22 protein-coding genes and 1 pseudogene are annotated in these 25,170 nt (G+C 66.8%); 16 read left to right on the top strand and 7 right to left on the bottom strand.

Features of this window, described 5'->3' with window-relative positions; genetic code table 11:
• Positions 1 to 47: 47 nt before the first annotated feature.
• The 4 genes from L7H23_RS12855 to L7H23_RS12840 all read left to right on the top strand — a co-directional run bounded on the left by L7H23_RS12855 (position 48) and on the right by L7H23_RS12840 (position 4,516).
• On the top strand, positions 48 to 923 hold the full coding sequence (locus L7H23_RS12855; RefSeq protein ID WP_237836264.1) for a F0F1 ATP synthase subunit gamma: 876 nt from the start codon (positions 48 to 50) through the stop codon (positions 921 to 923).
• Positions 924 to 981: 58 nt separating this feature from the next.
• The gene (gene atpD / locus L7H23_RS12850) at positions 982 to 2,523 is read left to right on the top strand and encodes a F0F1 ATP synthase subunit beta (protein WP_237836263.1); all 1,542 of its coding nucleotides are present in this window, start codon (positions 982 to 984) and stop codon (positions 2,521 to 2,523) included.
• Positions 2,524 to 2,572: 49 nt separating this feature from the next.
• On the top strand, positions 2,573 to 2,830 hold the full coding sequence (locus L7H23_RS12845) for an ATP synthase F1 subunit epsilon (protein WP_237836262.1): 258 nt from the start codon (positions 2,573 to 2,575) through the stop codon (positions 2,828 to 2,830).
• A gap of 189 nt (positions 2,831 to 3,019) precedes the next feature.
• Complete coding sequence (locus tag L7H23_RS12840; protein WP_237836261.1) at positions 3,020 to 4,516, top strand: CpaF family protein; 1,497 nt, start codon at positions 3,020 to 3,022, stop codon at positions 4,514 to 4,516.
• Here L7H23_RS12840 and L7H23_RS12835 read toward each other — a convergent pair.
• A complete protein-coding gene (locus L7H23_RS12835; protein WP_237836260.1) occupies positions 4,513 to 4,698 on the bottom strand; it encodes a hypothetical protein in 186 nt (61 codons plus the stop codon). The two genes, L7H23_RS12840 and L7H23_RS12835, sit on opposite strands and share 4 nt — an antisense overlap.
• A gap of 73 nt (positions 4,699 to 4,771) precedes the next feature.
• Here L7H23_RS12835 and L7H23_RS12830 point away from each other — a divergent pair, with 73 nt between their 5' ends.
• Together L7H23_RS12830 and aat are read left to right on the top strand one after the other, a co-directional pair.
• Positions 4,772 to 5,578, top strand: coding sequence for a methyltransferase domain-containing protein (locus L7H23_RS12830; RefSeq protein WP_237836259.1), 807 nt, complete (start codon positions 4,772 to 4,774; stop codon positions 5,576 to 5,578).
• A complete protein-coding gene (aat, locus tag L7H23_RS12825) occupies positions 5,575 to 6,345 on the top strand; it encodes a leucyl/phenylalanyl-tRNA--protein transferase (protein WP_275671245.1) in 771 nt (256 codons plus the stop codon). Before L7H23_RS12830 ends, aat begins: the two co-directional genes overlap by 4 nt.
• Positions 6,346 to 6,380: 35 nt before the next feature.
• Here the strand turns inward: aat and L7H23_RS12820 are convergent.
• From L7H23_RS12820 to L7H23_RS12805, 4 genes and pseudogenes are all read right to left on the bottom strand, one after another.
• Positions 6,381 to 6,551, bottom strand: a pseudogene (locus tag L7H23_RS12820) (DUF2155 domain-containing protein); the annotation flags it as partial.
• A 239-nt stretch (positions 6,552 to 6,790) separates the two neighbouring features.
• Complete coding sequence (locus L7H23_RS12815; protein WP_237836257.1) at positions 6,791 to 7,177, bottom strand: NADH:ubiquinone oxidoreductase subunit NDUFA12; 387 nt, start codon at positions 7,175 to 7,177, stop codon at positions 6,791 to 6,793.
• Positions 7,178 to 7,238: 61 nt separating this feature from the next.
• Positions 7,239 to 7,703, bottom strand: coding sequence for a DUF192 domain-containing protein (locus tag L7H23_RS12810; RefSeq protein WP_237836256.1), 465 nt, complete (start codon positions 7,701 to 7,703; stop codon positions 7,239 to 7,241).
• A 37-nt stretch (positions 7,704 to 7,740) separates the two neighbouring features.
• Positions 7,741 to 8,313 (bottom strand): RecX family transcriptional regulator, encoded by a 573-nt coding sequence (locus L7H23_RS12805; protein ID WP_237836255.1) that lies wholly within the window; start codon positions 8,311 to 8,313, stop codon positions 7,741 to 7,743.
• 179 nt (positions 8,314 to 8,492) lie between these two features.
• On the opposite strand from L7H23_RS12805, the gene L7H23_RS12800 reads away from it, so the two are divergent.
• The 3 genes from L7H23_RS12800 to L7H23_RS12790 all read left to right on the top strand — a co-directional run bounded on the left by L7H23_RS12800 (position 8,493) and on the right by L7H23_RS12790 (position 13,627).
• Positions 8,493 to 10,244, top strand: coding sequence for a fatty acyl-AMP ligase (locus tag L7H23_RS12800; RefSeq protein WP_237836254.1), 1,752 nt, complete (start codon positions 8,493 to 8,495; stop codon positions 10,242 to 10,244).
• A gap of 273 nt (positions 10,245 to 10,517) precedes the next feature.
• Positions 10,518 to 12,872, top strand: a complete 2,355-nt coding sequence (locus L7H23_RS12795; protein WP_237836253.1) for an EAL domain-containing protein — start codon at positions 10,518 to 10,520, stop codon at positions 12,870 to 12,872.
• A gap of 218 nt (positions 12,873 to 13,090) precedes the next feature.
• Complete coding sequence (locus tag L7H23_RS12790) at positions 13,091 to 13,627, top strand: CHAP domain-containing protein (protein WP_237839245.1); 537 nt, start codon at positions 13,091 to 13,093, stop codon at positions 13,625 to 13,627.
• Between the two features lie 93 nt (positions 13,628 to 13,720).
• Here L7H23_RS12790 and L7H23_RS12785 read toward each other — a convergent pair whose 3' ends face one another.
• Entirely contained in the window at positions 13,721 to 13,999 is a 279-nt protein-coding gene (locus L7H23_RS12785; protein WP_237836252.1) for a DUF3297 family protein, read from the bottom strand.
• Between the two features lie 360 nt (positions 14,000 to 14,359).
• Between L7H23_RS12785 and L7H23_RS12780 the strand changes: the two genes are divergently transcribed.
• The 3 genes from L7H23_RS12780 (at position 14,360) to L7H23_RS12770 (ending at position 19,949) form a co-directional block, all read left to right on the top strand.
• Positions 14,360 to 15,274 carry a hypothetical protein gene (locus L7H23_RS12780; protein WP_237836251.1) on the top strand — a complete coding sequence of 305 codons (915 nt, stop codon included), beginning with the start codon at positions 14,360 to 14,362 and terminating at the stop codon, positions 15,272 to 15,274.
• Between the two features lie 6 nt (positions 15,275 to 15,280).
• Positions 15,281 to 16,948 (top strand): ShlB/FhaC/HecB family hemolysin secretion/activation protein, encoded by a 1,668-nt coding sequence (locus tag L7H23_RS12775; RefSeq protein ID WP_237836250.1) that lies wholly within the window; start codon positions 15,281 to 15,283, stop codon positions 16,946 to 16,948.
• 76 nt (positions 16,949 to 17,024) lie between these two features.
• Positions 17,025 to 19,949, top strand: coding sequence for a CHAT domain-containing protein (locus tag L7H23_RS12770; RefSeq protein ID WP_237836249.1), 2,925 nt, complete (start codon positions 17,025 to 17,027; stop codon positions 19,947 to 19,949).
• On the opposite strand, the gene L7H23_RS12765 is transcribed toward L7H23_RS12770, so the two are convergent.
• Positions 19,946 to 20,419 (bottom strand): hemerythrin domain-containing protein, encoded by a 474-nt coding sequence (locus L7H23_RS12765; protein ID WP_237836248.1) that lies wholly within the window; start codon positions 20,417 to 20,419, stop codon positions 19,946 to 19,948. The genes L7H23_RS12770 and L7H23_RS12765 overlap by 4 nt on opposite strands.
• Positions 20,420 to 20,628: 209 nt before the next feature.
• Here L7H23_RS12765 and L7H23_RS12760 point away from each other — a divergent pair, with 209 nt between their 5' ends.
• From L7H23_RS12760 to L7H23_RS12745, 4 genes are all read left to right on the top strand, one after another.
• Complete coding sequence (locus L7H23_RS12760) at positions 20,629 to 21,795, top strand: PepSY domain-containing protein (protein WP_237836247.1); 1,167 nt, start codon at positions 20,629 to 20,631, stop codon at positions 21,793 to 21,795.
• The gene (locus L7H23_RS12755; RefSeq protein WP_237836246.1) at positions 21,792 to 21,971 is read left to right on the top strand and encodes a hypothetical protein; all 180 of its coding nucleotides are present in this window, start codon (positions 21,792 to 21,794) and stop codon (positions 21,969 to 21,971) included. The genes L7H23_RS12760 and L7H23_RS12755 overlap by 4 nt, the downstream gene beginning before the upstream one ends.
• A 22-nt stretch (positions 21,972 to 21,993) precedes the next feature.
• Complete coding sequence (locus L7H23_RS12750) at positions 21,994 to 24,162, top strand: TonB-dependent receptor (RefSeq protein WP_237836245.1); 2,169 nt, start codon at positions 21,994 to 21,996, stop codon at positions 24,160 to 24,162.
• A gap of 144 nt (positions 24,163 to 24,306) precedes the next feature.
• The gene (locus L7H23_RS12745) at positions 24,307 to 25,170 is read left to right on the top strand and encodes a Ku protein (RefSeq protein WP_237836244.1); all 864 of its coding nucleotides are present in this window, start codon (positions 24,307 to 24,309) and stop codon (positions 25,168 to 25,170) included.

The raw sequence follows: 25,170 nt of genomic DNA, 5'->3' as shown, positions 1-25,170 counted from the left end.
ACCGTGAGCCCGGCTCCGCGCCGGGCTGACGAACAAGAGGGGCCGTAATGGCATCGCTTAAGGAACTCAAAGGGCGGATCGTCTCGGTCAAGTCGACCCAGAAGATCACCAAGGCCAAAAAGATGGTCGCGGCCGCCAAGCTGCGCAAGGCGCAGGCCGCGGCCGAAGCCGCGCGCCCCTATGCCGAGCGGCTCGAAGGCGTCGTCGCCAGCCTTGCATCGAAGGTCGGCGCGTCGGATTCGGCGCCGAAACTGCTGTCGGGCACGGGCAAGAGCGACACGCACCTGCTCGTCGTGCTCAACAGCGACCGCGGCCTTGCGGGCGCGTTCAACTCGAACATCGTCAAGGCCGCGCGCGACAAGGCGCTCGAACTGCAGGCGCAGGGCAAGACGGTCCGGTTCTTCCTGGTCGGCCGCAAGGGCCGCCCGGTGATCAACCGCCTGTTCCCGGGCCAGATCATCGAGAATTACGAAACCACGAGCATCCGCGACATCGGCTTCGATCAGGCGCACGAAATATCGGCGAAGATCATGGAGCTGTTCGAAGCGGGAGCCTTCGACGTCGCGCACCTCTTCTATTCGAAGTTCCGCTCGGCGCTCCTCCAGATCGCGACCGGCCAGCAGCTGATCCCCGTTCCCGCCCCGGCCGAAGCGCCGGCGTCGAGCGGTGCCGCGGTCGAGTATGAGCCCGACGAGGAGGCGATCCTCGCCGACCTGCTGCCGCGCAACGTCACCATCCAGATCTTCAAGGGCCTCCTTGAAAACGCCGCGTCCGAACAGGGCGCGTCGATGACCGCGATGGACAATGCGACGCGCAACGCGGGCGAGCTGATCAACAAGCTGACCATCGTTTACAACCGCACGCGTCAGGCGGCGATCACCACCGAACTCATCGAAATCATCGCTGGCGCGGAAGCGCTGTAGCTTCACGAAGAAATCGGGCGCCGAAGCGCTCTAATCGATCAACCCAAGGAAGAAGACCATGGCTACCGCTCCCGCTGAAAAGAAGGCACCCGCCAAGAAGGCCGCCGCGCCCAAGGCTGCTGCGCCGAAGAAGGCCGCTGCTCCGAAGGCCGCCGCAACCGCCGGCACCGCGACCGGCCGCGTTGCGCAGGTCATCGGCGCCGTCGTCGACGTCCAGTTCGACGGTGCGCTGCCCGCCATTCTGAACGCGCTCGAAACCGACAACAACGGCAACCGCCTCGTCCTCGAAGTCGCGCAGCACCTCGGCGAGAACACCGTCCGCACCATCGCGATGGACGCAACCGACGGCCTGACCCGCGGCCAGCCCGTGACCGACACCGGCGCGCAGATCTCCGTGCCCGTCGGCCCGCAGACGCTCGGCCGCATCCTCAACGTCATCGGCGAACCGATCGACGAACGCGGCCCGGTCAATACTGACCTGCGCGCGCCGATCCACGCCAAGGCCCCCGAATTCGTCGACCAGTCGACCGAAGCGGCGATCCTCGTCACCGGCATCAAGGTCATCGACCTGATCGCCCCTTACGCCAAGGGCGGCAAGATCGGCCTGTTCGGCGGCGCCGGCGTCGGCAAGACGGTTCTCATCCAGGAACTGATCAACAACATCGCCAAGGGCCACGGCGGCGTGTCGGTGTTCGCGGGCGTCGGTGAACGCACCCGCGAAGGCAACGACCTCTATCACGAATTCCTCGACGCCGAGGTCATCGCCAAGGACGCCGACGGCAACCCGACCCCTGACGGGTCGAAGGTGGCGCTGGTGTTCGGCCAGATGAACGAGCCCCCGGGCGCCCGCGCCCGCGTCGCCCTCTCGGGTCTGACGATGGCCGAATATTTCCGCGATCAGGAAGGCCAGGACGTTCTGTTCTTCGTCGACAACATCTTCCGCTTCACGCAGGCGGGTTCGGAAGTGTCGGCGCTGCTCGGCCGTATTCCCTCGGCAGTGGGCTACCAGCCGACCCTGTCGACCGACATGGGCGCGCTGCAGGAACGCATCACCTCGACCACCAAGGGTTCGATCACCTCGGTGCAGGCCATCTACGTTCCCGCGGATGACCTTACCGACCCTGCGCCGGCAACCTCGTTCGCTCACCTCGACGCGACGACGACGCTCAGCCGTGCGATTTCGGAACTCGGCATCTACCCCGCGGTCGACCCGCTCGATTCGACCTCGCGCGTTCTGACCGCCGCGACCGTCGGCCAGGAGCATTACGAGACCGCCCGCCGCGTTCAGGAAACGCTGCAGAAGTACAAGTCGCTGCAGGACATCATCGCGATCCTCGGCATGGACGAGCTGTCGGAAGAAGATAAGCTCGTCGTCGCCCGCGCGCGCAAGATCCAGCGCTTCCTGTCGCAGCCGTTCCACGTCGCGGAAGTCTTCACCGGCATCCCCGGCAAGTTCGTCGCGATCGAAGACACGGTGAAGTCGTTCAAGGCCGTCGTCGACGGCGAGTATGACCACCTCCCCGAAGCGGCCTTCTACATGGTAGGCGGCATCGAGGAAGCGGTTGCCAAGGCCGCCAAGCTGGCTGCCGACGCCGCATAATTACCCAATTCCCCTCCCGCTCCGGCGGGAGGGAATTCGAGAGACAGATATGGCCCTGAAGTTCGAACTCGTCACCCCCGCCCGCCTCGAGCGGTCGAGCGACGTCTATATGGTCACCGTGCCGGGCAGCGAGGGCGATTTCTCGGTGCTCGAAGGCCATGCACCCTTCATGGCGACGCTGCGCAACGGTCCGCTGACCATCTATGCCACCAACGGCGCCGCGCCCGAGACGATCGAGGTCGAAGGCGGCTTTGCCGAAGTCAACGAAGCCGGCCTGACCGTCCTCGCCGAGCATATCGCGAACTGATTTTTCCGCATTTTGCGGCAGATCAAAGGCCCGCATCCTGCTGGATGCGGGCTTTTTCATGCGCGCTCCGAAGCCGGCCGGCGCATTAGGAGAATGTCAAAGTTTCCGGTTTATTCACCGTGTCGGATGGGGGTTTGCCATGAGAAATGGCCGATTCCCGCGCTTGTAGTTTCGAAGCAGGATGATGACATGAGTGCATTCGGACGCCGCCCCGGTACCGCTGGCCGCCCCGCCTTTGGCGTGGCGAAGCCGATGCAGACTGGCTCCGGCATGGGTGGCGGCTCGCAATTTCCTGCCATCGAAACCCCGCCGGCCGAAGCGCCGCCCCCGATCCCGTCGAACCTGACCCCCGAAGAAGAGGCGATGGAGCGGCTGAATCAGCGCTCGACCGCCGAGATGGCGGAGCCTGAAAAGGCCCAGGGATTCGAAGCGTCAGTTCACAAGATCAAGGAACAGGTGCTGCCGCGCTTGCTCGAACGCGTCGACCCCGAGGCCGCCGCGACGCTGAGCAAGGACGAGCTGACCGAGGAATTCCGCCCGATCATCCTCGAAGTGCTCGCCGAACTGCGCATCACACTCAACCGCCGCGAACAGTTCGCGCTCGAAAAGGTGCTCGTCGACGAACTGCTCGGCTTCGGCCCGCTCGAGGAACTGCTGGCCGACCCCGACATTTCCGACATCATGGTCAACGGGCCGTATCAGACCTATGTCGAACGCAAGGGCCAGCTGGTCATCGCGCCGATCCAGTTCCGCGACGAACAGCATCTGTTCCAGATCGCGCAGCGCATCTGCAACATGGTCGGCCGCCGCGTCGACCAGACCACGCCGCTCGCCGACGCCCGTCTGAAGGACGGCAGCCGCGTCAACGTGATCGTGCCGCCTCTTTCGCTTCGCGGCACCGCGATCTCGATTCGTAAATTCTCGGCCAAGCCGATCACGCTCGACATGCTCTTCCAGTGGGGCGCGATGAGCCAGAAGATGTGTACCGCGCTGAAGATCGCGGGCGCCAGCCGCTTCAACATCGTCATCTCGGGCGGTACGGGCTCGGGTAAAACGACCATGCTCAACGCCCTGTCGAAGATGATCGACCCGGGCGAGCGCGTGCTGACCATCGAGGACGCCGCCGAACTTCGTCTGCAACAGCCGCACTGGCTGCCGCTCGAAACGCGCCCCGCGAACCTCGAGGGCAATGGCGCGATCCACATGGGCGACCTCGTCAAGAACGCGCTGCGTATGCGCCCCGACCGCATCATCATGGGTGAGGTCCGTGGCGCGGAATGTTTCGACCTCCTCGCCGCGATGAACACGGGCCACGACGGCTCGATGTGTACGCTCCACTCGAACAGCCCGCGCGAATGCCTCGGCCGTATGGAGAACATGGTGCTGATGGGCGACATCAAGATCCCGAAGGAAGCGATCTCGAAGCAGATCGCCGACTCGGTCGACCTGATCGTCCAGATCAAGCGCCTGCGCGACGGTTCGCGCCGCGTCACCAACGTGACCGAGGTGATCGGCATGGAAGGCGACGTCATCGTCACCCAGGAACTGTTCAAGTTCGAATATCTGGACGAGGACAAGGACGGCAAGATCATCGGCGAATATCGCGCGATGGGTCTGCGCCCCTATACGCTGGAAAAGGCCCGCCAATACGGCTTCGACCAGCCGTATCTCGAGGCCTGCCTCTAGTTTTTCAGCGCAAGCGTTGCGGCGAGCAGCGCGACCGCCACGGCGGTCAGCGCAATCCCTCGCCATGGCATGAAACCGACATTGTCGATGTCGTGCCGGTTACGGCGCCGATAGTCGGCGACTTCGGCAATGACGGCAACGGCAGCACCCGCCGCACTGACCGCCAGCATCGACCCTTGCATTGACGCGCATCCCTTCGCAAACAGGGGCCTCTTCCCCCCCAACTCTCCAAGAGAGAAATCGAGAGGTGCCCATATGCGTCCGTTCCTGATCGTTGCAAGTGCCGTCGTCGCGCTTGCCACACCCGCACTCGCGATGACCGAAAGCAAGGTCGCCGACCCGCTCGCGGCCGCGGTGGCCGCACCGACCCGCTCGGCTGCGAACGTCGCGCGCGACAAATATCGCCATCCCGCCGAAACGCTCTCCTTCTTCGGCGTAGAGCCGGGCGATACCGTCGTCGAGCTGTGGCCCGGCGGCGGCTGGTACACCGAAATTCTCGCGCCGCTGTCAAAGGCCGGCGGCGGCACGCTGTATGTCGCGGCGCCGTGGGACAAGGGACTGACCCGCGTCAGGGACAGGCAGACGGCCGACGCCGCGACCTATGGCGCGCTGAAGCTCGCCGAGTTTCCGGCCACCGGCGCGGGACCGAAGGTACCCGACGGCACCGCCGATTTCGTGCTGACCTTCCGCAACATCCACAACTGGCGCTTCGGCGGCAAGGACAACACCGCCGAGGCCTTTCGCCAGATCTATGCGATGCTGAAGCCCGGCGGCGTGCTGGGGGTCGAGGAACATCGCCTGCCCGAAGACATGGATTCGGCGCTCGAGGAAAAGAGCGGCTATATGAAGCGCTCGTCGGTGATCGCCTTCGCCGAAGCCGCGGGCTTCAGGCTGGCGGGCGAGAGCGACATCAACGCCAACCCCAAGGATACGCACGATTATCCGAACGGCGTCTGGACGCTGCCGCCGAACCTGCGCGAGGGCGACAAGGACCGCGAAAAATATCTGGCGATCGGCGAATCGGACCGCATGACGCTGAAATTCGTGAAGCCCGCGTCCTGAGACACGTCGAAACCATCGACCCTGCGCTCCTGCTGAGCGCCTATGCGCAGGGGCTGTTCCCGATGGCCGACGGGGCGGATGACCCGTCGGTCCATTGGGTCGAACCGCGGCTGCGCGCGATCCTGCCGCTCGATGGCTTTCACCTGTCGCGCAGCCTCAGGAAAGTCATCGTCTCCGATCGCTTCCGCGTCACCACCGACACCGCCTTTCGCGAGATGATGGCGCTTTGCGCCGAACCCGCCGACGACCGGCCGACGACGTGGATCAATCCGGTCATCAGGACGAGCTACGAGCGCCTGTTCCAGCTCGGCCACGCGCACAGCGTCGAGGTCTGGCTGGACGGCGATCTTGCCGGGGGCCTCTACGGCGTTTCGCTCGGCCGCGCCTTTTTCGGCGAATCGATGGTCAGCCGCGCGCGCGATGCATCGAAGGTAGCCTTGGCGCACCTCGTCGCGCGGCTGATTGCCGGCGGCTGGCGCCTGCTCGACTGCCAGTTCATCACGCCGCACCTCGAAAGCCTCGGCGCGATCGAAATTCCGCAGGCCGACTATCTCAGGCGGCTTTACTCGGTGTTGTCGGACGGTGCGGGCGCGGCCTTGGGTGCCGCCGGAGCCGGCGCGGGGGACGTTCCCTCGCCGCCGTTCGCCGCAGGCGACTGGGGCGCACTCGACGCCTTGGGCGCCGCCGATGCCGATTTGGGCGCCGGGCGCGTCACGGGCTCACCGCCCGGATATGTCATCGCGCAGCTTTTGACGAAGACGTCATAGATCGGGTGCTGGATGACATTGCGTTCGGGGCGTTCCTTGAACAGCCACCCCGAAAAGACGCGATACCATTTGTCGTCGCGCTGATCCTGCACGGTCAGCTGGACGAAAGCGCCGGTTTCGGGCGGGTCTTCCCACGGCGCCGTGGTCTCGCACGCGCGCAGGCGCACGATCGCGCGACCGGCGCGGACGGTATCGCCGGGCTTCATCTCGAGCTCGCGGACCAGCCCGTTGCGCTTGTTGAGCAGGCCGACCACCGCGACGCGCTGGTCCATCGGGGTCGCCCCCTCGATCCCGCCGACTTCCTGCGGCACGCGTTCGGACTTGGCGAGCTGCGCGGTCGTCTCGCCGGGGCGCTTGCCGTTGTTGCCGCGATCGCACGCCGTCAGCGCGGTCGCCGCGACAAGCGTCAGAAGCGCGATGCGGATGCTATGCGACCTCACGAAGCTCAGTCGGCGCCGGGACGCCACGCCTCATAGTCGCCGGTCGCGGCGGCGCGGTGGCCGCCACGCTCGAGCGCGCCGGCGGGGCGATAGGCGCCCACGCTGCCGGTCAGGTTCGCGGTCGGTTCCTTTTCCCACGCGCGCGGTGCCGGAAGCACATCGCCGGGCAGTTCGTCGAGAGTGCCGTGCAGCCAGCCGTGCCATTCGGGCGGCACGCGGCTCGCGTCGTTCGATCCGTTATAGATCACCCAGCGACGGCTGCCCTTTTTCGCCCGGAAATAGCGGTTGCCAAGGCTGTCCTCGCCGACCTTCTCGCCGGTGCTCCAGCTGTTCAGCAACGTGCCGACGGTCGCGCCGTCCCACCAGGTGAAAATCTTGCCCAAAATGCTCATGGCTGCGGCGTTTACAGGCAAGCCCCCGCGGTCCGCAAGCTGCAAACCGCGCCGCGCGACGCTATTTCGTGTCTTTCCATGTCACCTTGGCGGTCTCGTCGATGCCGAGCTTCGCAGAGGTGCCGCCCGCAAGCTCGAGGACGGCGGCAACCTCGCCCCCGCTCGCCACCGGCTCGAGCGATTCGGGGATGGTGTTTTCGGCGATCCGGTCGATGCTGCCGTCGGCGCGGACGAAGATCATGTCGAGCGGGATCAGCGTGTTCTTCATCCAGAAGGTCGCGATCCTCGGCTTGGGAAAGGGGAACAGCATACCCCCGTCATCGGACAGCCTCATGCGGAGCATCAGCCCCTGTTCCTGCTCGGCTTCGGTGCGCGCGACCTCGACGTTGAAGCGATGCGCCTTGCCCGCCATCTCGATCGTCAGCGGGATCGTGTTCGCCTTTGCCGCGGCGCTCGCATCCTTGTCGCCGCATGCCGCCACGGGAAGGGCAAGCGACAGGGCGAGGGCGGTCAGCAACGGGCGCATCGGCAGATCCTTCTCCGGAAAACCAGGTTCCGCGGACCTAGTCGAGCGCCGCCTCGGCGTCCAGCGCGGCCAGCGCCGGTTCGTCCCCCGGCGGGACCGCGAGGATGCGGCGCGCGAATTCAAGGCTGTGTCCCGCCCGGGCGAACGCCGCGACCTGCCGTTCGCGGTCCTTCGGATCGTCGGCCGCGCGCACGCCGAAGGGGCCGAGTCGCCGCCGCCGCGCAAAGCCGATTGCGGACGCCATCGCCTTCCCCTCGGCCTCGGCGATCGCCTCGCCGCTGTCCTCGGGCGCGATGCCGTCGACGAAAAGCTGTGCCTTCACCCGCCGCACGCCCAGCCCGCGCCGCGTCATCGCCCCGGCCCGCATCGCGGCATATTGCCGGTCGTCGAGAAACTGCAGCCGTTCCATCCGGTCGGCGACCGCCTCGCACGCCGCCATGGCGTCGGCTTCATCGGTCCAGTCGGATTCGCGTATCTTCCGGGCAAGATAGCGCGTCAGCTTCGCGCGGCTCGTGGCGAATCGCGCGACATAGGCCAGCGCCAGCTCGTCGAGCTTCGCTGCGCCAAGAGGTTTGCGGGACCGGTCGGACGGATTGCGGCGAGACACCATGCCATGTTTATGCCACAGTCGGGCCTGATTGAGAACGATCAGCGCCGCCATATCGGGCCTTGACGCCCGAAAATGGGCCTTTTTGTTCCAACTATCAGGGATCGCGCAAGGCAGACATGGCTGAAAAAGATGACATGATTATTGCCACGCGTCCCGTTTCCGGGGACCCGACACGCCCTATGACTGAAATTTCCGCTCCTGTGGTGGAGGACCTTGTCCCCACCCCGACCGAATGCGCCCTGCCGCGCCGCTTTTCGGATTTCGCCACCGTCGGCGAAGCGCTCGACTATGCCGCCAGCGGCACGCGCGGGCTCAATTTCCACGATCCGCGCGGCAAGCTGGTGCGTCCCTATCCCTATAGCGAGCTCAAGGCCGACGCGCTGGCGACCGCGTACCGCCTGATCGCCGCCGGGGTGAAGCCGAACGATCGCATCGCACTGATCGCCGAGACCGGGCCGGAGTTCGCCGCGCTCTTCTTCGGCACCATCTATGCCGGCGCCTGGCCGGTGCCGCTGCCGCTGCCGACCAGCTTCGGCGGACGCGACTCCTATGTCGGTCAGCTCGTCGTCCAGCTGACGAGCAGCGATCCCAAGATGCTGTTCTTCCCGCCCGAAATCGCCACGATGGCGGTCGACGCGGCGCAGGAACGCGGTGTCGAGCCGATGGACTGGAGCGCCTTCGAAAAGCGCCCCGCGCCGGTCGCCGGGCTGCCCGAACAGAAGACCGACGAGACCTGCTACCTTCAGTACAGCAGCGGCTCGACGCGCTTCCCGCACGGGGTCGCGGTCACCCATGGCGCGCTGCTCAACAATCTCGCCGCGCACTCGCATGGCATGCATGTCCAGGACAGCGACCGCTGCATCAGCTGGCTCCCCTGGTATCACGACATGGGCCTCGTCGGCTGCCTGCTCTCGCCCGTCGCCAATCAGGTGTCGGTCGATTACCTCAAGACCGAGGATTTCGCCCGCCGACCGCTCGCCTGGCTCGACCTGATCAGCCGCAACAAGGGCACGACGCTCAGCTACTCGCCGACCTTCGGCTACGACATCTGCTCGCGCCGCGTGTCGAGCCAGACGCATGTCGCCGACCGCTTCGACCTGTCGCGCTGGCGCGTCGCGGGCAATGGCGCCGACATGATCCGCCCCGACGTGATGCAGCATTTCGTCGACGCCTTCGCCGACGCGGGCTTCAAGGCGAGCGCCTTCCTGCCGAGCTACGGCCTCGCCGAAGCGACCCTCGCGGTCAGCATCATGCCCCCGGGGGAAGGTATCGTCGTCGAGCTCGTCGAGGAAACCGAGCTGTCGGGCGCCTCGAACGACGCCGGCCGCCCGACGCGCTATCGTGCGATCGTCAATTGCGGCAAGGCCGCGCGCGACATGACCATCGAAGTCCGCGACGAAGCCGGCAACATCCTGCCCGACCAGACCGTCGGCAAGGTATGGTGCACCGGCCCGTCGCTGATGACCGGCTATTTCCGTGATCCCGAATCGACCGCCGCCTGCATGCAGGATGGCTGGCTCGACACCGGAGATATGGGTTATCTGTCAGATGGTTACATCTATATCGTCGGCCGCGCCAAGGACATGATCATCATCAACGGCAAGAACCACTGGCCGCAGGATATCGAATGGGCGGTCGAACAGCTCCCCGGCTTCAAGTCGGGCGACATCGCCGCCTTCGCGATCACCGCGCCGGGCGGCGAGGAGACCCCTGCGGTGCTCGTCCAGTGCCGGACCAGCGACGAGGAAGAGCGCGTCGCGCTCCGCGAAAAGATTCGCGACCGCGTCCGCGCGATCACCGGCATGAACTGCCTGATCGAGCTGATCCCGCCGCGCACGCTGCCGCGCACCAGCTCGGGCAAACTCAGCCGCTCGAAGGCGCGCGCGCAATATCTGGCCGGCGAAATCCAGCCGTTCGAACTCGCGGCCTGAGGCTGCGTTCGCGGGCAAGGGGCGGCTGGTAACGACCGGTTGTGGACGATAGAGATGTGCACCCCGGCGAAAGCCGGGGCCCATGATTTCACCAGCGCACTGGGCCCCGGCTTTCGCCGGGGTGCGCATGGGAGGCGTCCGCTTTCCACCCCGAAACCGCCATTGGCCAGCGAGTCACCCTCCGCATTTCTGTCCCGGCCCGGGACAAGAATTTCACGCCCGAACAGTCCGGTAGTTACCTTCCCGTAACCCGTCGCCGCTAAACCCGGCGATGTGAAGAGTTTGCTGACCGACCAGATAGTTGCCAACGATATTCCCGTGCGGACCCTTTTGGGGCTGGGGCCGCGCAACGAGGACGTGGGCGATCTCCGCCAGCTTCAGCTTGCGCCGCTTCGCGGCAAGGGCGGCCTGCGCCTGTGGATGGGCGTCGGCATGGCGCTCGTCGCCGCCTTCACGATGGTCCAAAGCATGGCCTGGCCGATCATCAGCGGCTGGCTCGCCGGGACGCTGGGTTTCAGCCTCTGGTCCTACCGCATCTTCGCACGGTTGCCGCTGGGCGATCCGAAATCGCCCGGCACGGCCGAATACCGGCTGTGCACGCGCCACGCCCTCTATTCGGCCGCCGTCTGGTCGACCCCCTTCTGGCTGCAGGGGCTGACGCCCTCGCTCGACCATGCGCTGTCGATGTGGGCGGTCGCGCTGCTGATGATGCTGACGCTCGCGATCGTGGCGCACAGCCTTCCCCGCGCCTGCCTGCTGTTCATCGCGCCGGTAAGCCTTTCGGCGAGTGCCGCCCTGTTCCGCGCCGGATCGCCGTCGCTCGCCGGGGTGTCGATCGTCGCGGGCACATTGCTCGGCCTGTTCTGCATCCGCTTCGGTCAGGCGCATGTCCGCTTCCGCCGCGCCGAGGAAACGCTGCACGAAAAGACCGAGACGGTGAGCCTGCTGCTCCGCGAGTTCGAGGAAACCTCGGCCGACTGGCTGTGGCAGACCGACAACAACCGCCGCCTGATCCATGTGACGCCGCGCCTTGCCTATGCGCTCGGTGGCACCGCCGAGGCGCTCGAGGGAATACCGCTGCTGCAGGCGCTTTCGGGCGACGCCTGGGAAACCGGCAACTTCCCGAAAAGCCTGCACAACATGGCCGAGCGGATGAAGCGGCGCGAGAGCTTTTCGAACCTGATCGTCCCCGTGACGATCGGGGGCAAGCCCCGCTGGTGGGAGCTGTCGGCTTCGCCGCGCCTCGACGAAAGCGGCAAGTTCCTCGGCTTTCGCGGCGTCGGATCGGACGTGACCGAACAGCATGCCACCGCCGAGCAGATCGCCAAGATGGCGCGCTTCGACAATCTGACCGGACTGCCGAACCGGCTCAGCCTGCACGAGGATCTGGCCCGCGCGCTGAACCAGGCGATCGAGACGAAGTCGCGCTGCGCGATGCTGATGATCGACCTCGACCGCTTCAAGGCGGTCAACGATACGCTGGGGCATCCCGTCGGCGACAAGCTGCTCGCGCAGGTCGCGGCGCGCCTCAAGGGGATGATGGAACGCGGCATGACCTGCGGCCGCCTCGGCGGTGACGAGTTCGCGGTCGTGCTTCACAATGTTCCTTCGGCGAACGAGGCCGAGGAGTTGGCGATGCGGATCATCCAGGCGATCAGCCGGCCCTATGTCGTCGACAACCACCAGCTCTTCGTCGGCGCCAGCGTCGGCTTCGCGATCGGCCCGACCGACGGCGCGACGGTCGAGACGCTGACCCGCAACGCCGACCTTGCGCTCTACAAGTCGAAGGACAAGGGCGGAAACGTCGTCGCGGCCTATGTCGCATCGCTCCATGCACAGGCCGAGGAACGCCGCGTGATGGAGCAGGAACTGCGCGGCGCGCTCGATCGCGGCGAGTTCGAGCTTTATTATCAGCCGGTGGTGACCGCCGCCGACGGGACGCTGAACGGCTTCGAGGCGCTGATCCGCTGGCACAACCAGAAGCTCGGCAATGTCTCGCCCGGCCGATTCATCCCGCTCGCCGAGGACAGCCGCCTCATCTCGCCGATCGGCGAATGGGTGCTGCGCACCGCCTGCCACGAAGCGATGAAATGGCCGTCGAACCTGAAGGTCGCGATCAACGTCTCGGCCGAACAGCTCACCGACCCCGCCTTTGCCTCGGTCGTCGTTTCGGCGCTCGCGCAAAGCGGGCTGCCGCCGCAGCGGCTCGAGATCGAAGTCACCGAAAGCGTTTTCCTGCGCGATGGCGGCGGCGCCGCGCAGCTGCTCGATCAGCTGATCGGGCTTGGAATCCGCCTCAGCCTCGACGATTTCGGTACCGGCTATTCGTCGCTCGGCTATCTGCGCAAGACGCAATTCTCGACGATCAAGGTCGATCGCAGCTTCGTCGTCGGGGCTGCCAAGGGCAGCATCGAATCGATCGCGATCATCCGCGCCGTGGTCGCGCTTGCCGACAGCCTCGGCATGTCGACGACGGCCGAAGGCGCCGAGACCGAGGTCGAGGTCGATACGCTGCGCACCCTCGGCTGCAGCAACATCCAGGGCTATTATTACGGCCGTCCGATGCCCGCGACCGACGTGCTGATGCTGTTTCGTCCGCCCGAGCCCGCCGCGACCGCTGCCGCCTGATCGCCCGGTTCTTCCGGTGAACCGACGGCCTCGCGCGACGAGCTGAAACTGTTACCAAAAGGTTCCCCCGCTCACCGCATCGATGGCGCAATTCACCGCTTGGCGGTTGGTGGAAAAGCCAAGCCATAGCAAAGACCCTGCAACGCCCGAACACGGGCCACAGGGGGTCGCAATCCATGCTCCATCGTCGTTATCTGGCTGCCGTCGTCGCGTCTGTGATGACCATCACCGGTCTGTTCGCAAGCGCACCGGCCGCCGCCCGCGACTATCTGCAGTGCGTCCCCTTCGCCCGCGCCGAATCGGGCGTCGAGATCCGCGGCAATGCCAAGACCTGGTGGTCGCAGGCAGCCGGCACCTACGAACGTGGCCAGGAACCCCGCAAGGGCGCCGTGATGGCTTTTGCCGGCACCGGCGGCATGCCGCTTGGCCATGTCGCCGTCGTCAAGAAGATCGTCAGCGACCGCGAAATCCTGATCGACCATGCCAACTGGTCGCCGATCAACGGCCGCCGCGGCCAGATCGAGCGCAACGTCCGCGTCGTCGACGTCAGCAGCGCCGGCGACTGGAGCATGGTCCGCGTGTGGTATGCCCCGATCGGCGATCTCGGCCTGCGCGCCAACCCGGTGCAGGGCTTTATCTATGCAGGCGGAAACGCCCGTCCCGACCACAAGGCGTTCGACACGCCGGCGTGGGCGAACAACAACTGGAAACCCGGAAACGGCCTCGAACTCGTCGCCGCTTCGCTCGGCAGCTAAGGCCCTGCCCCCCATTACCCTCAAGGGTCATTGCCGAGCACAGAAGCCATCCGGGGACCACCCTCCCCGGGTGGCTTCCCCCTTTTGCGCGCGTCAGTCGTCCGACGCTTCGCCGTCCTTGTCGGCGACGTCCGCGACATCCTCGAACCAGGCCTCGACCTCGCCCGACAGCTTGATCGTCATCGGCTGACCGAAGCGGTCCTTCGACTTGCCCGCGGCGACGCGGATCCAGCCTTCCGAGATCGAATATTCCTCGACGTCGGTGCGCTCCTTGCCCTTGAAGCGGATGCCGATACCGCGCTGGAGCACGTCCATATCGAAATGCGGCGAGCGCGGGTTGGTCGACAGATGGTCGGGGGGCGTATCACTCATTGCAAAATCTCCGGTTTCTTGCGGCTGCCGCTAGGCGAGGATGCCCGCCAAATCAAGCGCCAGCCCGGCCCTGCACGGTTCAGCCTTCTTGACTGCGGTTAAGTAACCGCGTCCCGATCGGCGGCATCGTTCGCATTTCGGCTATCCCCGGCCACGGCCCACCGCAAAAATGCGTTAACCGGGCGACGGAAGGGGGCGCATGAAAGCCCTGCCATTTGAACCGGATAAATAGATATTGCGCATGGATAACAGGATTTAACCATATGAAAAATTGGAACTATTGTTAATTTCAACGGTCTTCGCGATGGGACCAGAGTATCGCGAAGGAGAACCTCCATGCGCTCGTCTCGTTTTACATCCATGATATTTGTTGCGATCCCCGCGTGCCTTGCGCTTACGGCATGCGAATCCTCGGGCAGTCAGCGTATCGGCAGCGTCGGTGCCAACGGCATTGCCGGGCCGGCCGGACCCGCCGGACCGACCGGCGCGACGGGACCGGCGGGACCTGCCGGGCCGGCAGGCGCTCCCGGCGGGACGCTCGGCCTCGGCGATGCCGGCGCTCTCGCAGTCGGCGGCCTCGTCGGACCGAAGGGCGTCGCGGGAACCGGCCTGCTCGCGAACACCGGCGACCCCTCGAACGTCAATCCGGTGATCGGCGGGGTGCTGATCAAGACCGGCGGGCTCGTCAACGTGGTGGCCGACAAGGGCCTGCTGCTTGCGAGCGCGGTCGACGGCAAGGTGCCGGGCGGCACCAATCTGGTCGGCACGGTGATCGGCGTCGTCAAGGCGACCGGCGTCGCGCTCGTCCAGACAGGCGAGGGCAAGCAATATCTGGTCGACGGCCTGAGCGCCGCCCCCGGCCAGCTGATCACCGCGACGATCGGCAAGGCGACCGCGCTGGGATCGCCGGGCGCATCGCCGCTGATCGGGGCGAGCATCCTCTCGCCGACGCAGAAGACGGGCTCGCTCCTGACCGTCGGCGTGGGATCGGGCGGCCAGCTCGTCACGCTCGGCAACGGGACGAATGGCAATCTGCTCGGCGGGCTGACGGGCGGTCTCACCGGAGGCAGTCCGGGCCAGCCCGCGGGAACGCCGGTCGCGCTGGTCGGCAATGTGCTGAACACCACGACGGGCGCGGTCAGCCAGGTGACCGGCGGGCTCACGGGCGGCGCCACCGGTGGAGGCGGCAGCGGCAACGCCGTCACCGGCCTTGTGCAGGGCGTAACCGGCACCGTCGGCGGCGTCCTCGGCGGCCTCAACCCGAAGGGCCAATAAGCCCCCATGCCGCACCGCATCGTGACGCTGAGGCGTCTCGGCCGCGCCGCGGCGGTGGCGGGAGCGCTGCTCCTCCCCGCCGCGGCCTCGGCGGCCCCACCGGCCGCGACGCCGATCGACGGCCGGCCGCCGCTCGCTCCCATCGGCGACAACCGCGACCCGCTCCCCGACCCGAAAGCGCCCGAAATCGAACTGGGCAAGGTCGAACTCGGCGCGCGCCCCGATGTCGTCATCCGTGAAATCCGCTTCCTCGGCGCCGGCGTACCCCCGAGCGTCGGCAGGGCGGCGCGGCGTTTCGTCGGCAAGCCCGCCTCGGCCGACAATCTCGCGCGCCTCGCCGGCGCGATGACCCGCGCCTACAGCCGGTCGAGCGTTGCGCTCTTCACCCTCGTCATTCCCGAACAGGATCTCTCCGACGGGATCGTCGAGGTCGCATCGGCCGAAGGTTATATCGCCGGGGTGACGCTGAGCGGCGAGACCGGCCGGGGAGAGAAGGGGGGCGGACCAACGCCCCTGATCCAGCGCATGGCGTCGACGCTGCCCGGCAAGCGCCCGCTGCCCCGCTCGCGCTTCGAACGCACGCTCGGCAATATCGGCGACATTCCGGGGGTCAGCGTCACCCCGACCCTCGCGCTCACCGGCGAACCCGGAGCGGTTGCGCTGGACCTCGGCATCGACGCGAAGCGGCCGACGCTCGGCCTCGGCTTCTCGACCCGCACCAGCCCCTATGTCGAGGACGGGATCGTCGAGGCGAACGCGCGCGGCACCAGCCTGCTCCGCAGCGGCGACGAGACACGGCTGACCGGCGCCGCCGCCGCGAACTTCAGGTCGCTGCTCTATGTCGCGGGTTCGCATGCCACCCCGATCGGGTTCGAGGGGACGCGCGCCGAAATTTCGGCGGCGGCGCTCCGCACCCGGCCACGCCGGCTCGCAATCGACGGCGATGCGTGGAGCGTCGGCTTCGGCGTCAGCCACCCGCTGATCCGCAGCACGCGGCGCAACCTCATTCTCGCGGCGCGCCTCGACCATCTCGATTCGAGGAACGCACTCTTCGGATCGACCCTCGCGGCCGACAAGACCTGGACCGCGGGCGGCAGCCTTGCTTTTCGGATGACCGAGGAGCGGACGGTGCTCGGCGCGCGGTTCGGGGTATCGAAAGGCCTCGACATCTGGGGCGCCGACGTGCCGGCGGCGGTCGGCGAAACGGGCTTTCTCTATGCCGACGCCGGGGTCGAGGCGAACCAGGCGATCGGCAAGATCGCGGTTCTGCGCCTCGCCGCCGTCGGCCGTTGGACGCGCGACCGCTTGCCTGCCGCGCAGCGCTTCAACGTCGGCGGCGCGACCTTTGGCCGGGCGTTCGACGAAGGGCTCGTCGCGGGCGACCGCGGCGGCGCCGGCTTTGCCGAATTTGCGCTGCGCCCTCTCAAAACCGGCAAGCTCGCCCAGAGCGAAATCTATGGCTTCGCCGATTATGCCGACGTCACCCTGCTCGCGCGTCCGACGAATCTGCGTACCGGTTATCAGCTCGGCAGCTGGGGCGGCGGGGTGCGCTTGTCCTATGCCGACAATGCCACGATCGGCCTCGAAGTCGCCGACGCGTGGAAGCAGCCGGTCCCCGGTTTCGACCAAGGCTGGCGCGTCGCCCTGAGCTGGAAATTGTCGATCCGGCCCTGATCGCGCGATCCCCTTGCGCTCGCGTCTCGCGCCGACGATAAGGGCCGCGGGTCGCGTATCGCAGGACAGGTCTTCGATGATACGCCGCGCTTTTGCCGTTCTGGCCGCCCTGCCGTTGGCGGCCGCCCTTCCCGCTCACGCCGCGAGCCCCGCACCCGCCCCCTGCCCCAAAAGCGCCAAAGGCGAATGCGACGATGAAGCGAACAAGGCGGTCAACGCGGCGCTCGAGCATTTTCAGGCGCTCGCCGGCGACGCACAGGTCGATGCCGCGATAACGCTCGTCGACCTCGTCGCGCGCAATCCCGGAAAGCTCTCGGAAAAGACGCGCTCCGACATCGATTTCGGGCTGTGGATCTATATGGGCGACGACAAGCGCAACGCCGACGGTCCCGAATATGCCCGCGTGATCGCGCGCATGCGATCGCATGCCGAACAGTTCCGCAGCGCGGGAAATCCGGAGGCCGAGCTGTTCTTCCTCGACTGGATGCAGAACGGCGTGCCGTACGACGACCGGCTGGGGCATGCGCGTCTCGTCCATCGCCGCGCCGCACAGCTCGGGCAATTGGACGGCCCCGTGGGACGCAGCGCGCGCGTGTCGATGGAGATCGCCAGCGAAACGCTGCTTCAGGAGGGTCGGCAGGACGAGGTTCTGCGCGCGTTCGACGACACATGGGCCGAACTCGATGCGGCGGGGGTGAAGCAGGCCAGCTGGGAAATGCAGCTCGCCTACGCCGAAGCGCTGACGCTCGCGCGGCGCGACGAGGAGGCCGATCAACGCTTTGCCGAGACGCTGGAACTGCTCGCGAGCGGCAACGAATATCAGCTTCAGTTCGCGAATAACCAGATCAGCTATTTCCACAATATCGCCGGCCGTTTCGCCGCGGCCGAAGAGCCCGGGCGCTTCGCCGCGGTCGAAGGCGAACGGCTCAACGGCCGCGAGTCGATCGGCACCCAGAAATCGCGTTACAATTTCGCGCTCGCACTGCTCGGGCAGGGTAAGGCGAACGAAGCCCTGCCCTATTTCGAGGAGGCCCTGCCGCTCCAGCTCGCGGTCGAGAGCGATACATGGACCGGCAGCCGCGACGATACCGTCATCCTGCTCACCACCCTCGCGCGCGCCCGCGCGCAGGTGAAGGGCCACGAGGGCGCCGGGCTCGCCGCGGCGGTCGAAGCCGCCGACCGGCTGCGCCAGAAGCGCGAGGCTGGGCTCAACAGCAGCGACGCCAACCCGGCTGTTGCGGCACTCGCAAGGGCGGTCGCGAAGGGCACTCGCCGCAATCCGCTGTCGGGCGCGTTCGACATGGTGATGTTCGCGGGCTGGGCGGCGCGCGGCGGCAAGGCCGATGCGATGGGCCCCGCTTTCCTCGCCGCGCAGGATCTGACGCTGACCGATGCAGGCGACGCGATCAACGAGGCCGCGGCGCGCGACATCGCCGGCGCCGGGCCGCTCGGCGACCTCGTCCGCCAGCGGCAGGACGCCGCGCAGGCGGTCGTTTCGCTGACCCGCCGCTACCGCGACGAAGCGCTCGGCAAGGACGAGGCGCGCGCCGCGGCGCTCCGCAAGCAGCTCGACGAGGCGGCGACGCAGCTCGCCCCGCTTGACGCCCGGATCGCGGCCGAGTTTCCCGACTATGCGACGCTCGTCGCGCCGAAATCGATCGACGTCGCCGCGGTGCAGAAATTGCTCGCCCCCGACGAAGCCGTGCTGATGCTGCTCCCGTCGGAAGGGCATCATTATGCCTTCGCGATCTCGAAGACGAAGGCGCTGTGGCACCGCGTCGATAATGGCGCCGCGCCGGTCGCCGCCGACGTCGCGCGGCTCAAATGCCGGATCGACGAGAACACCTGCTCGCTCGCCGATTATAATGCGCTGCAGGCGGCCGAAGCGCGGGGACCGAAGAGTGTGATCGACGAGCGCTACCCGCGCTATGACCGGGCTGCGGCTTATCGCCTCTATCAGCAATTGATCGCGCCGGTCGCCGCGGCGCTGCCGAAGGACGGCCGCGTCTATACGGTCGTCAGCGGGCCGATATCGGGCCTGCCGCTCGCGGCGCTCGTCGCGAAGGCGCCGAAGGGCGCGGCCGAAAGCGGCGCGGCCGAGGATCTTGCCGCGACCGAATGGCTCGGGAAACGCTACCGCTTCATCACCCTGCCCTCGGTCAGCGCTCTGGCGCTGGCGCAGCGCGCGCCCGATAGCGACGCCGCGCGGCCGCCGCTCGTCGCCTATGGCGCGCCGGTGCTGCTCGGCAGCGGCGAGCAGGCCGCCGACAATCGCGGCACCGGCCCCCGCCGGCGCGGCGGTGTCGGGGTGCGCGGGTCGGACTTCACCGCCGCCGCCGGCGACAAGACGATGGCGTCGGTCGACAAGCTCCGCCGCCTCTCGCCGCTCCCCGGCACCGCCGCCGAACTGACGCGGCTGTCGGCGACGATCGGCAAAGGCGGCGGCGCGCGGCTCGGCGCCGAGGCGACCGAGACGGCACTGAAGGCCGACACCGACCTGCCGCGCGCGGTCACCGTCGTCTTCGCGACGCACGGCCTGCTCCCCTATGAAATGGGGATCGGCTCCGAACCCGGGCTCGTCCTCACCCCGCCCGGCAAAGCGAGCATCGAGGACGACGGCCTGCTCACCGCGAGCGAGGCGGCGGCGCTGTCGCTCAGCGCCAAATGGGTCGTGCTTTCGGCCTGCAACACCGCGACCCCCGGTACCGAGCCGGGGGCGAGCGGCGAATCGCTGTCGAGCCTTGCGCGCAGTTTCCTTTATGCGGGATCGGACAATCTGCTCGCGAGCCACTGGCGCTTCGCCGACGACGCGACCGCGGCGCTGATCGTCGAGGTGCTTTCGAACGAGCAGGCGACGCCCGCAACCGCTCTGGCGACAGCGATGGAAGCCGTCCGCACGGGCAGGCACAAGGACGGCAGCCCGGTCGAAGGCTGGCAACCGCACTGGGCGCATCCCGCCAGCTGGGCGCCCTTCACGCTGGTCACGAACCGCGACCGCTAGGCCGCGCGGCGGGCGCTTCGTCGCCCGGCGCGCTCGACCCCGGCCGCGGCGATGCGTTCGGCGACCGGATAGAGATCGCGGTCCTCGCGCTCGATCCGCATTCCGAGAGCGGCAAGGATGCCCGTCGTTTCGGCGCAGAACCCCGGCCAATCGGCCTCGACCGCTTCGGCCGTCCAGCGCGCGTCATAGGCGGAAAAGTCGCCGGCTATATGGCCCATCTCGTCGACGAACTCCTTCGCCAGCCGGTTGAGCTCATAATCGCCCGTCGCACGAAGCCGCGGGTAGAGGGCCCAATCCTCGCATTTCAGGTGACGCACCAGCGTATCGCGCAGCATCCCGCGCACCGCGGCCAGCTCGGTCACACGCGGCGGATGCGCGGCGGCGACGAGCTCCATGAGAAACTGCGACAGCGTCTCCAGCGCCGCATGTTCGGCGCGCAACCGCTCGATTTCCCGCTTCCTGGGCATCATCTGTTTCCGATGCGAGCGGTCCCTCGGATTTCCCTGCTAGATGCTCGCCGTGAAAACAGGGTTAACCCGATTCAGCAATATCCGGCGTGGCCCGATCGACGGGAAACATGGCCCGAATGATGGAGTCGGGACGGCGAAACCGGTTGTCAAACCGCGATACACGCCATAGGGATTATTGATTATCATTCGCAATATCACTGGCCCCATCCATGCAACGCTCGACCATCCGCGCGTGGTTCCTGATCCACAAATGGACGAGTATCGTCTGCACCGCCTTTCTGCTGATGCTGTGCGTCACGGGGCTGCCGCTGATCTTTCACGACGAGATCGACGAACTGACCGAAGGCGCGCCGCAATTCGGCATGCCCGGGGTCGGCTCGTCGGGCGAGGCGCCGGGCCTCAAGCCCCTCGACGCGATGCTGGCCAAGGCGCTTGCGGCGCGGCCGGGCGAGGTTCCCGTCTTCATGGCGTTCGACAACGACCAGCCGTCGATGACGGTCACCACCGCGCCGCGCGCGGACTCGCCGGCCGCCGACATGACGATCCAGCTCCTCGATCGCTCGACGGGTCAGGCAACCGGCGCGGTCGACGAGGACGGCGTCATGCACTTCATCCTCCAGCTCCACACCGACATGTTCCTCGGCCTGCCGGGGATGCTCTTTCTCGGGCTGATGGGATTGCTCTTCGTGATCGCGATCGTCTCGGGCGTCGTGCTCTATGCGCCGTTCATGAAGAAGCTCGAATTCGGCACGCTCCGGACCTCGCGCAGCACGCGCCTCAAATGGCTCGACTATCATAACCTGCTCGGCATCGTGGCGCTCGCGTGGATGACCGTCGTCGGCGCGACCGGGGTGATCAACGCGCTCGCGACCCCGATCTTCCAGTACTGGCAGATGACCGAGCTCGCCGACATGACGAAGGCCTATGCCGGCAAGGGCGCGGTGCGGCCGTCGCGCTACGGCTCGATCGACAAGGCGATGGCCGCGGCGCGCAAGGCTATCCCCGGCAACAACCCGCAGTTCATCGCCTTCCCCGGCGGCAGCTTCAGCAGCAAGCATCATTATGCGGTCTTCTTCCAGGGCAATACGCCGCTCACCGAACGGCTGCTCACCGTGGCGCTGATCGACGCCGAAACGGGCGAATTCACCGACGCGCGCCCGATGCCGTGGTACGCCAGGGCCCTCGCGCTGTCGCAACCGCTGCACTTCGGCGATTATGGCGGGCTGCCGCTCAAGATCCTGTGGGCGATCCTGACCCTCTTCACGATGATCGTCCTCGGCTCGGGCCTCTATCTCTGGCTCGGCAAGCGCCGCAGCGGCACCGACGCGCTCGTCCGCGAGGTCGAAAGCGGCGGCGACCTGGCACCCGCGGGATGAAAAAGCGGCAAAGCCTCCGCGCGATCTTCGCAATCCCGTTGCTCCTCGCGCTCGCGAGCGTCGCCGGCCTCGTCGTCGCGCTCACCGGCGACGGCCTTCGCGACGCCGCATCGTGGCTCGCGCTCGGCATCCCCGTCGTCGCCGTCGGCTGGGCGATGCGGACCCGCCGCACCTGATCTGACCCTGAAAGGACCAAGAATGACCATGCTCTCCACCCGCACGCTGCTCGGCCTCTCCGCCGCCGCAGGCGTCCTCGCCGCCGCCGCGCCCGCCGCCGCGCAGGAAGAAGGCGGCGGCGACATCATCGTCACCGCGCAGCGCAACAACCAGACCAAGGTGACGGGCGGCGGCGACGTCGGCGTCTTCGGCACCAAGGCGGCCGAGGACATTCCGTTCAACATCCGCAGCTATAACGAAGCGCTGATCCTCAACCAGCAGCCCGATTCGCTGGGCGAAGTGCTCGAAAACGACCCGACCGTCCGCACCGCACTCGGGTTCGGGATCGCGGGCGAGGTCTTCGTGATCCGCGGCTTCGACCTGTCGTCGGACGACGTCGGCTTCGACGGGCTCTATGGCATCACCCCGCGCCAGATCGTCGCGCCCGAACTCGTCTCGTCGGTTCAGGTCATCAACGGCGCAAGCGCCTTCCTCAACGGCGCGGCGCCCGGCGGCAGCGGCATCGGCGGCAGCGTCAACATCCTGCCGAAAAAGGCCGAGCGCGACGTGACGCGGGCCACGCTCGGTTATACCTCCGACGCGCATTTCTCGGGTGCGATCGACGTCGCGCGCCGCTTCGGCGCCAATGACGAATGGGGCCTGCGCCTCAACGCATCGGGGCGCCGCGGCGACATCGCGATCGACGACGAATTCCACTCGAGCTACGTCCTCGGCGCGACGCTCGACTATAACAGCGGCCCCCTGCGCGCCGCACTCAACCTCAACTACCAGCGGCTTAACCAGAAGAACTGGCGCGGCCAGGTCGGGATCGGCGCGGTCGTCCCGCGCGTGCCCGACGCCGACACCAATTATTCGCAGCCGTGGAGCCAGATCCTGACCAAGGATTATTTCGGCACCTTCAGCGTCGAATATGACGTCTCCGACGAGGCGATGCTCTATGCCAAGGTCGGCGCGCGCGACGGGCGCGAGGACCAGACCACCGCCAGCATCACCATCCTCGATCCCGTCACCGGCGCCGCGACCGGCAGCGGCTCGTATGTGCCGCGCGAGGACAATAATGAATCGGCGACCACCGGCATCCGCATCAAGCTGGCCGGCGGCGGCGTCAGTCACGAGATCAACGCCGGCGTCGCGGTGAACTGGCAGCTCAATCGCAACGCCTACGACTTCTCGGCAACGAACTACGCCACCAACCTCTATGATCCGGTGGTCGCGCCGGCCCCGACGCCCGGCGGGTTCGTCGGCGGCGATCTCGACAATGTCTTCCCGATCGGCCGCAGCCGGCTGTCGAGCGTCTTCGTATCGGACACGCTCGGATTCTGGGACGACCGAATCCTGCTCACCGCGGGCCTCCGCCTGCAGGAGATCAAGACGACATCCTATTCCTATTTCGGCGGCGCGCGTACCGGCGGATACAAGGAATCGGCGGCGACACCCGTCCTCGGCCTCGTCATCAAGCCGGTGGAGGGCCTCTCGCTTTACGCCAACCGCATCGAGGGGCTGGTCGCAGGCTCGACCGCGCCGGTGACGATCGGCGACGGCCTCGGCAACGACATCCCCGTCCTCAACGGCGGCGCCGTGCTGTCGCCGGTCAAGTCGAAGCAATATGAGGTCGGCGGCAAGCTGAACTTTGGCCGCTTCAACGCGGGCGCCGCGCTGTTCCAGATCGACAAGCCGAACAGCTTCGTCGACCCCGTGACGCTGATCTACGGCAATTATGGCGTACAGCGGAACCGCGGGCTGGAGATCACGCTCGACGGCGAGCCCGTCGACGGGCTCCGTATCATCTCGGGCCTGACCTTCAACGACGCCAAGCTGCGCCGCACGGCGGGCGGTCTCAACGAGGGCAAGGACGCGATCGGCGTGCCCGACGTTCTCGCCAACGCCAATGTCGAATGGGACATCCCGTTCCTGCCCGCGCTGACGCTGGTCGGCCGCGTCGTCTATACGGGCAAGCAGCCGGTCACCGCCGACAATGCGCTCGAACTGGACAGCTGGACGCGCTTCGACCTCGGCGCGCGCTATGTCGCGCTTGTCGGCGACACCCCGCTGACGCTCCGCTTCAACGTCGATAATGTCGCCGACAAGCGGTACTGGGCGACCGCCTATAACGCCTTCAGCGCTTTTGGCGCGCGCCTGCTCCAGGGCGGCCCGCGCACCTTCAAGCTTTCGGCCTCGGTCGAATTCTGACCGGCGGCGCCCCCTCTCCTTCGGGAGAGGGGGCACGCAACCTAAGTCTGATCACGGCCTCCGGTCCCGCCTGCCATAAGGAACCGCTCGCGATCCCGATCATTTGGACTCCGACTCCGAATGGGGACAGCGAAAGGAACGCCTATGGCTGCACGCGCTTATTGGAAGGGACAGATCCGCCTCGCGCTGGTGTCGATCCCCGTCGAAATCTATGCCGCGACCAAATCGGGCGCGGCGATCAGCTTTCGCCAAATCCACGAACCGAGCGGCAAGCCGGTCAAATATGAAAAGGTCGTGCCCGGCATCGGGCCGATCGACACCGACGACATCGTCAAGGGATACGAGACGTCGAAGGGCAATTATGTCCTGCTCGACGAAGAGGAGATCGAGGCGGTCAAGCTCGACAGCAAGCGCACCCTCGAATTGCTCCAGTTCGTCGACGCGAACGACATCGACATCCTCTATTATGCCAAGCCCTATTATGTGGTCCCCGCCGACGAGCTGGCCGAAGAGGCCTATATCGTGCTGCGCGAGGCGCTCAAACGCACGAAGAAGGTCGGGCTCGGCCAGTTGTCGGTGCGCGGGCAGGAGCAGCTTGTCGGTTTGCGGCCCTGCGGCAAGGGCCTCGTGCTCGAAGTCCTCCGCTACGCTGACGAGGTGAACAAGGCGGCCAATTATTTCCGCGATGTCGGCAATTCCAGACCCGACGCCGACCTGCTCGATCTGGCCGAGACGCTGATCGACAAGAAGAGCGGCAAGTTCGACGCGTCGGACTATCACAATCATTATGTCGACGCGCTGAAGCGCGTGATCGCCAAGAAGGCGAAAGCCAGGGGCAAGCGCGTGCTCGAAGATGTCGAGGAACCCGGCCCGGTCAAATCGGGCTCGAACGTCATCGACCTGATGGCGGCGCTCAAGGCTTCGGTCGACGGCAAGAAGAAGGCACCGGCGGCAGAGGCCGAGAAGAAAGCGCCCGCGAAAAAGCCGGCAGCGCGCAAGCGGGCGTGA

Origin of the sequence: Sphingopyxis sp. BSN-002 (assembly GCF_022024275.1) — a bacterium.
Lineage (GTDB): Bacteria > Pseudomonadota > Alphaproteobacteria > Sphingomonadales > Sphingomonadaceae > Sphingopyxis.
This window is presented reverse-complemented; position numbering and strand designations above follow the sequence as displayed.

What these genes read in the sequence shown, in the direction of transcription:
- L7H23_RS12810 (WP_237836256.1), bottom strand. Translation starts at nt 7,703, where the DNA reads ATGCGCCCGTTGCTGACCGCCCTCGCCCTGTCGCTTGCCCTTCCCGTG.
- atpD (WP_237836263.1), top strand. Translation starts at nt 982, where the DNA reads ATGGCTACCGCTCCCGCTGAAAAGAAGGCACCCGCCAAGAAGGCCGCC.
- L7H23_RS12775 (WP_237836250.1), top strand. Translation starts at nt 15,281, where the DNA reads ATGCCGCACCGCATCGTGACGCTGAGGCGTCTCGGCCGCGCCGCGGCG.
- L7H23_RS12830 (WP_237836259.1), top strand. Translation starts at nt 4,772, where the DNA reads ATGCGTCCGTTCCTGATCGTTGCAAGTGCCGTCGTCGCGCTTGCCACA.
- L7H23_RS12760 (WP_237836247.1), top strand. Translation starts at nt 20,629, where the DNA reads ATGCAACGCTCGACCATCCGCGCGTGGTTCCTGATCCACAAATGGACG.
- L7H23_RS12815 (WP_237836257.1), bottom strand. Translation starts at nt 7,177, where the DNA reads ATGAGCATTTTGGGCAAGATTTTCACCTGGTGGGACGGCGCGACCGTC.
- L7H23_RS12800 (WP_237836254.1), top strand. Translation starts at nt 8,493, where the DNA reads ATGACTGAAATTTCCGCTCCTGTGGTGGAGGACCTTGTCCCCACCCCG.
- L7H23_RS12765 (WP_237836248.1), bottom strand. Translation starts at nt 20,419, where the DNA reads ATGATGCCCAGGAAGCGGGAAATCGAGCGGTTGCGCGCCGAACATGCG.
- L7H23_RS12845 (WP_237836262.1), top strand. Translation starts at nt 2,573, where the DNA reads ATGGCCCTGAAGTTCGAACTCGTCACCCCCGCCCGCCTCGAGCGGTCG.
- L7H23_RS12785 (WP_237836252.1), bottom strand. Translation starts at nt 13,999, where the DNA reads ATGAGTGATACGCCCCCCGACCATCTGTCGACCAACCCGCGCTCGCCG.
- L7H23_RS12790 (WP_237839245.1), top strand. Translation starts at nt 13,091, where the DNA reads ATGACCATCACCGGTCTGTTCGCAAGCGCACCGGCCGCCGCCCGCGAC.
- L7H23_RS12835 (WP_237836260.1), bottom strand. Translation starts at nt 4,698, where the DNA reads ATGCAAGGGTCGATGCTGGCGGTCAGTGCGGCGGGTGCTGCCGTTGCC.
- L7H23_RS12745 (WP_237836244.1), top strand. Translation starts at nt 24,307, where the DNA reads ATGGCTGCACGCGCTTATTGGAAGGGACAGATCCGCCTCGCGCTGGTG.
- L7H23_RS12840 (WP_237836261.1), top strand. Translation starts at nt 3,020, where the DNA reads ATGAGTGCATTCGGACGCCGCCCCGGTACCGCTGGCCGCCCCGCCTTT.
- L7H23_RS12780 (WP_237836251.1), top strand. Translation starts at nt 14,360, where the DNA reads ATGATATTTGTTGCGATCCCCGCGTGCCTTGCGCTTACGGCATGCGAA.
- L7H23_RS12750 (WP_237836245.1), top strand. Translation starts at nt 21,994, where the DNA reads ATGACCATGCTCTCCACCCGCACGCTGCTCGGCCTCTCCGCCGCCGCA.
- L7H23_RS12770 (WP_237836249.1), top strand. Translation starts at nt 17,025, where the DNA reads ATGATACGCCGCGCTTTTGCCGTTCTGGCCGCCCTGCCGTTGGCGGCC.
- L7H23_RS12855 (WP_237836264.1), top strand. Translation starts at nt 48, where the DNA reads ATGGCATCGCTTAAGGAACTCAAAGGGCGGATCGTCTCGGTCAAGTCG.
- L7H23_RS12805 (WP_237836255.1), bottom strand. Translation starts at nt 8,313, where the DNA reads ATGGTGTCTCGCCGCAATCCGTCCGACCGGTCCCGCAAACCTCTTGGC.
- L7H23_RS12755 (WP_237836246.1), top strand. Translation starts at nt 21,792, where the DNA reads ATGAAAAAGCGGCAAAGCCTCCGCGCGATCTTCGCAATCCCGTTGCTC.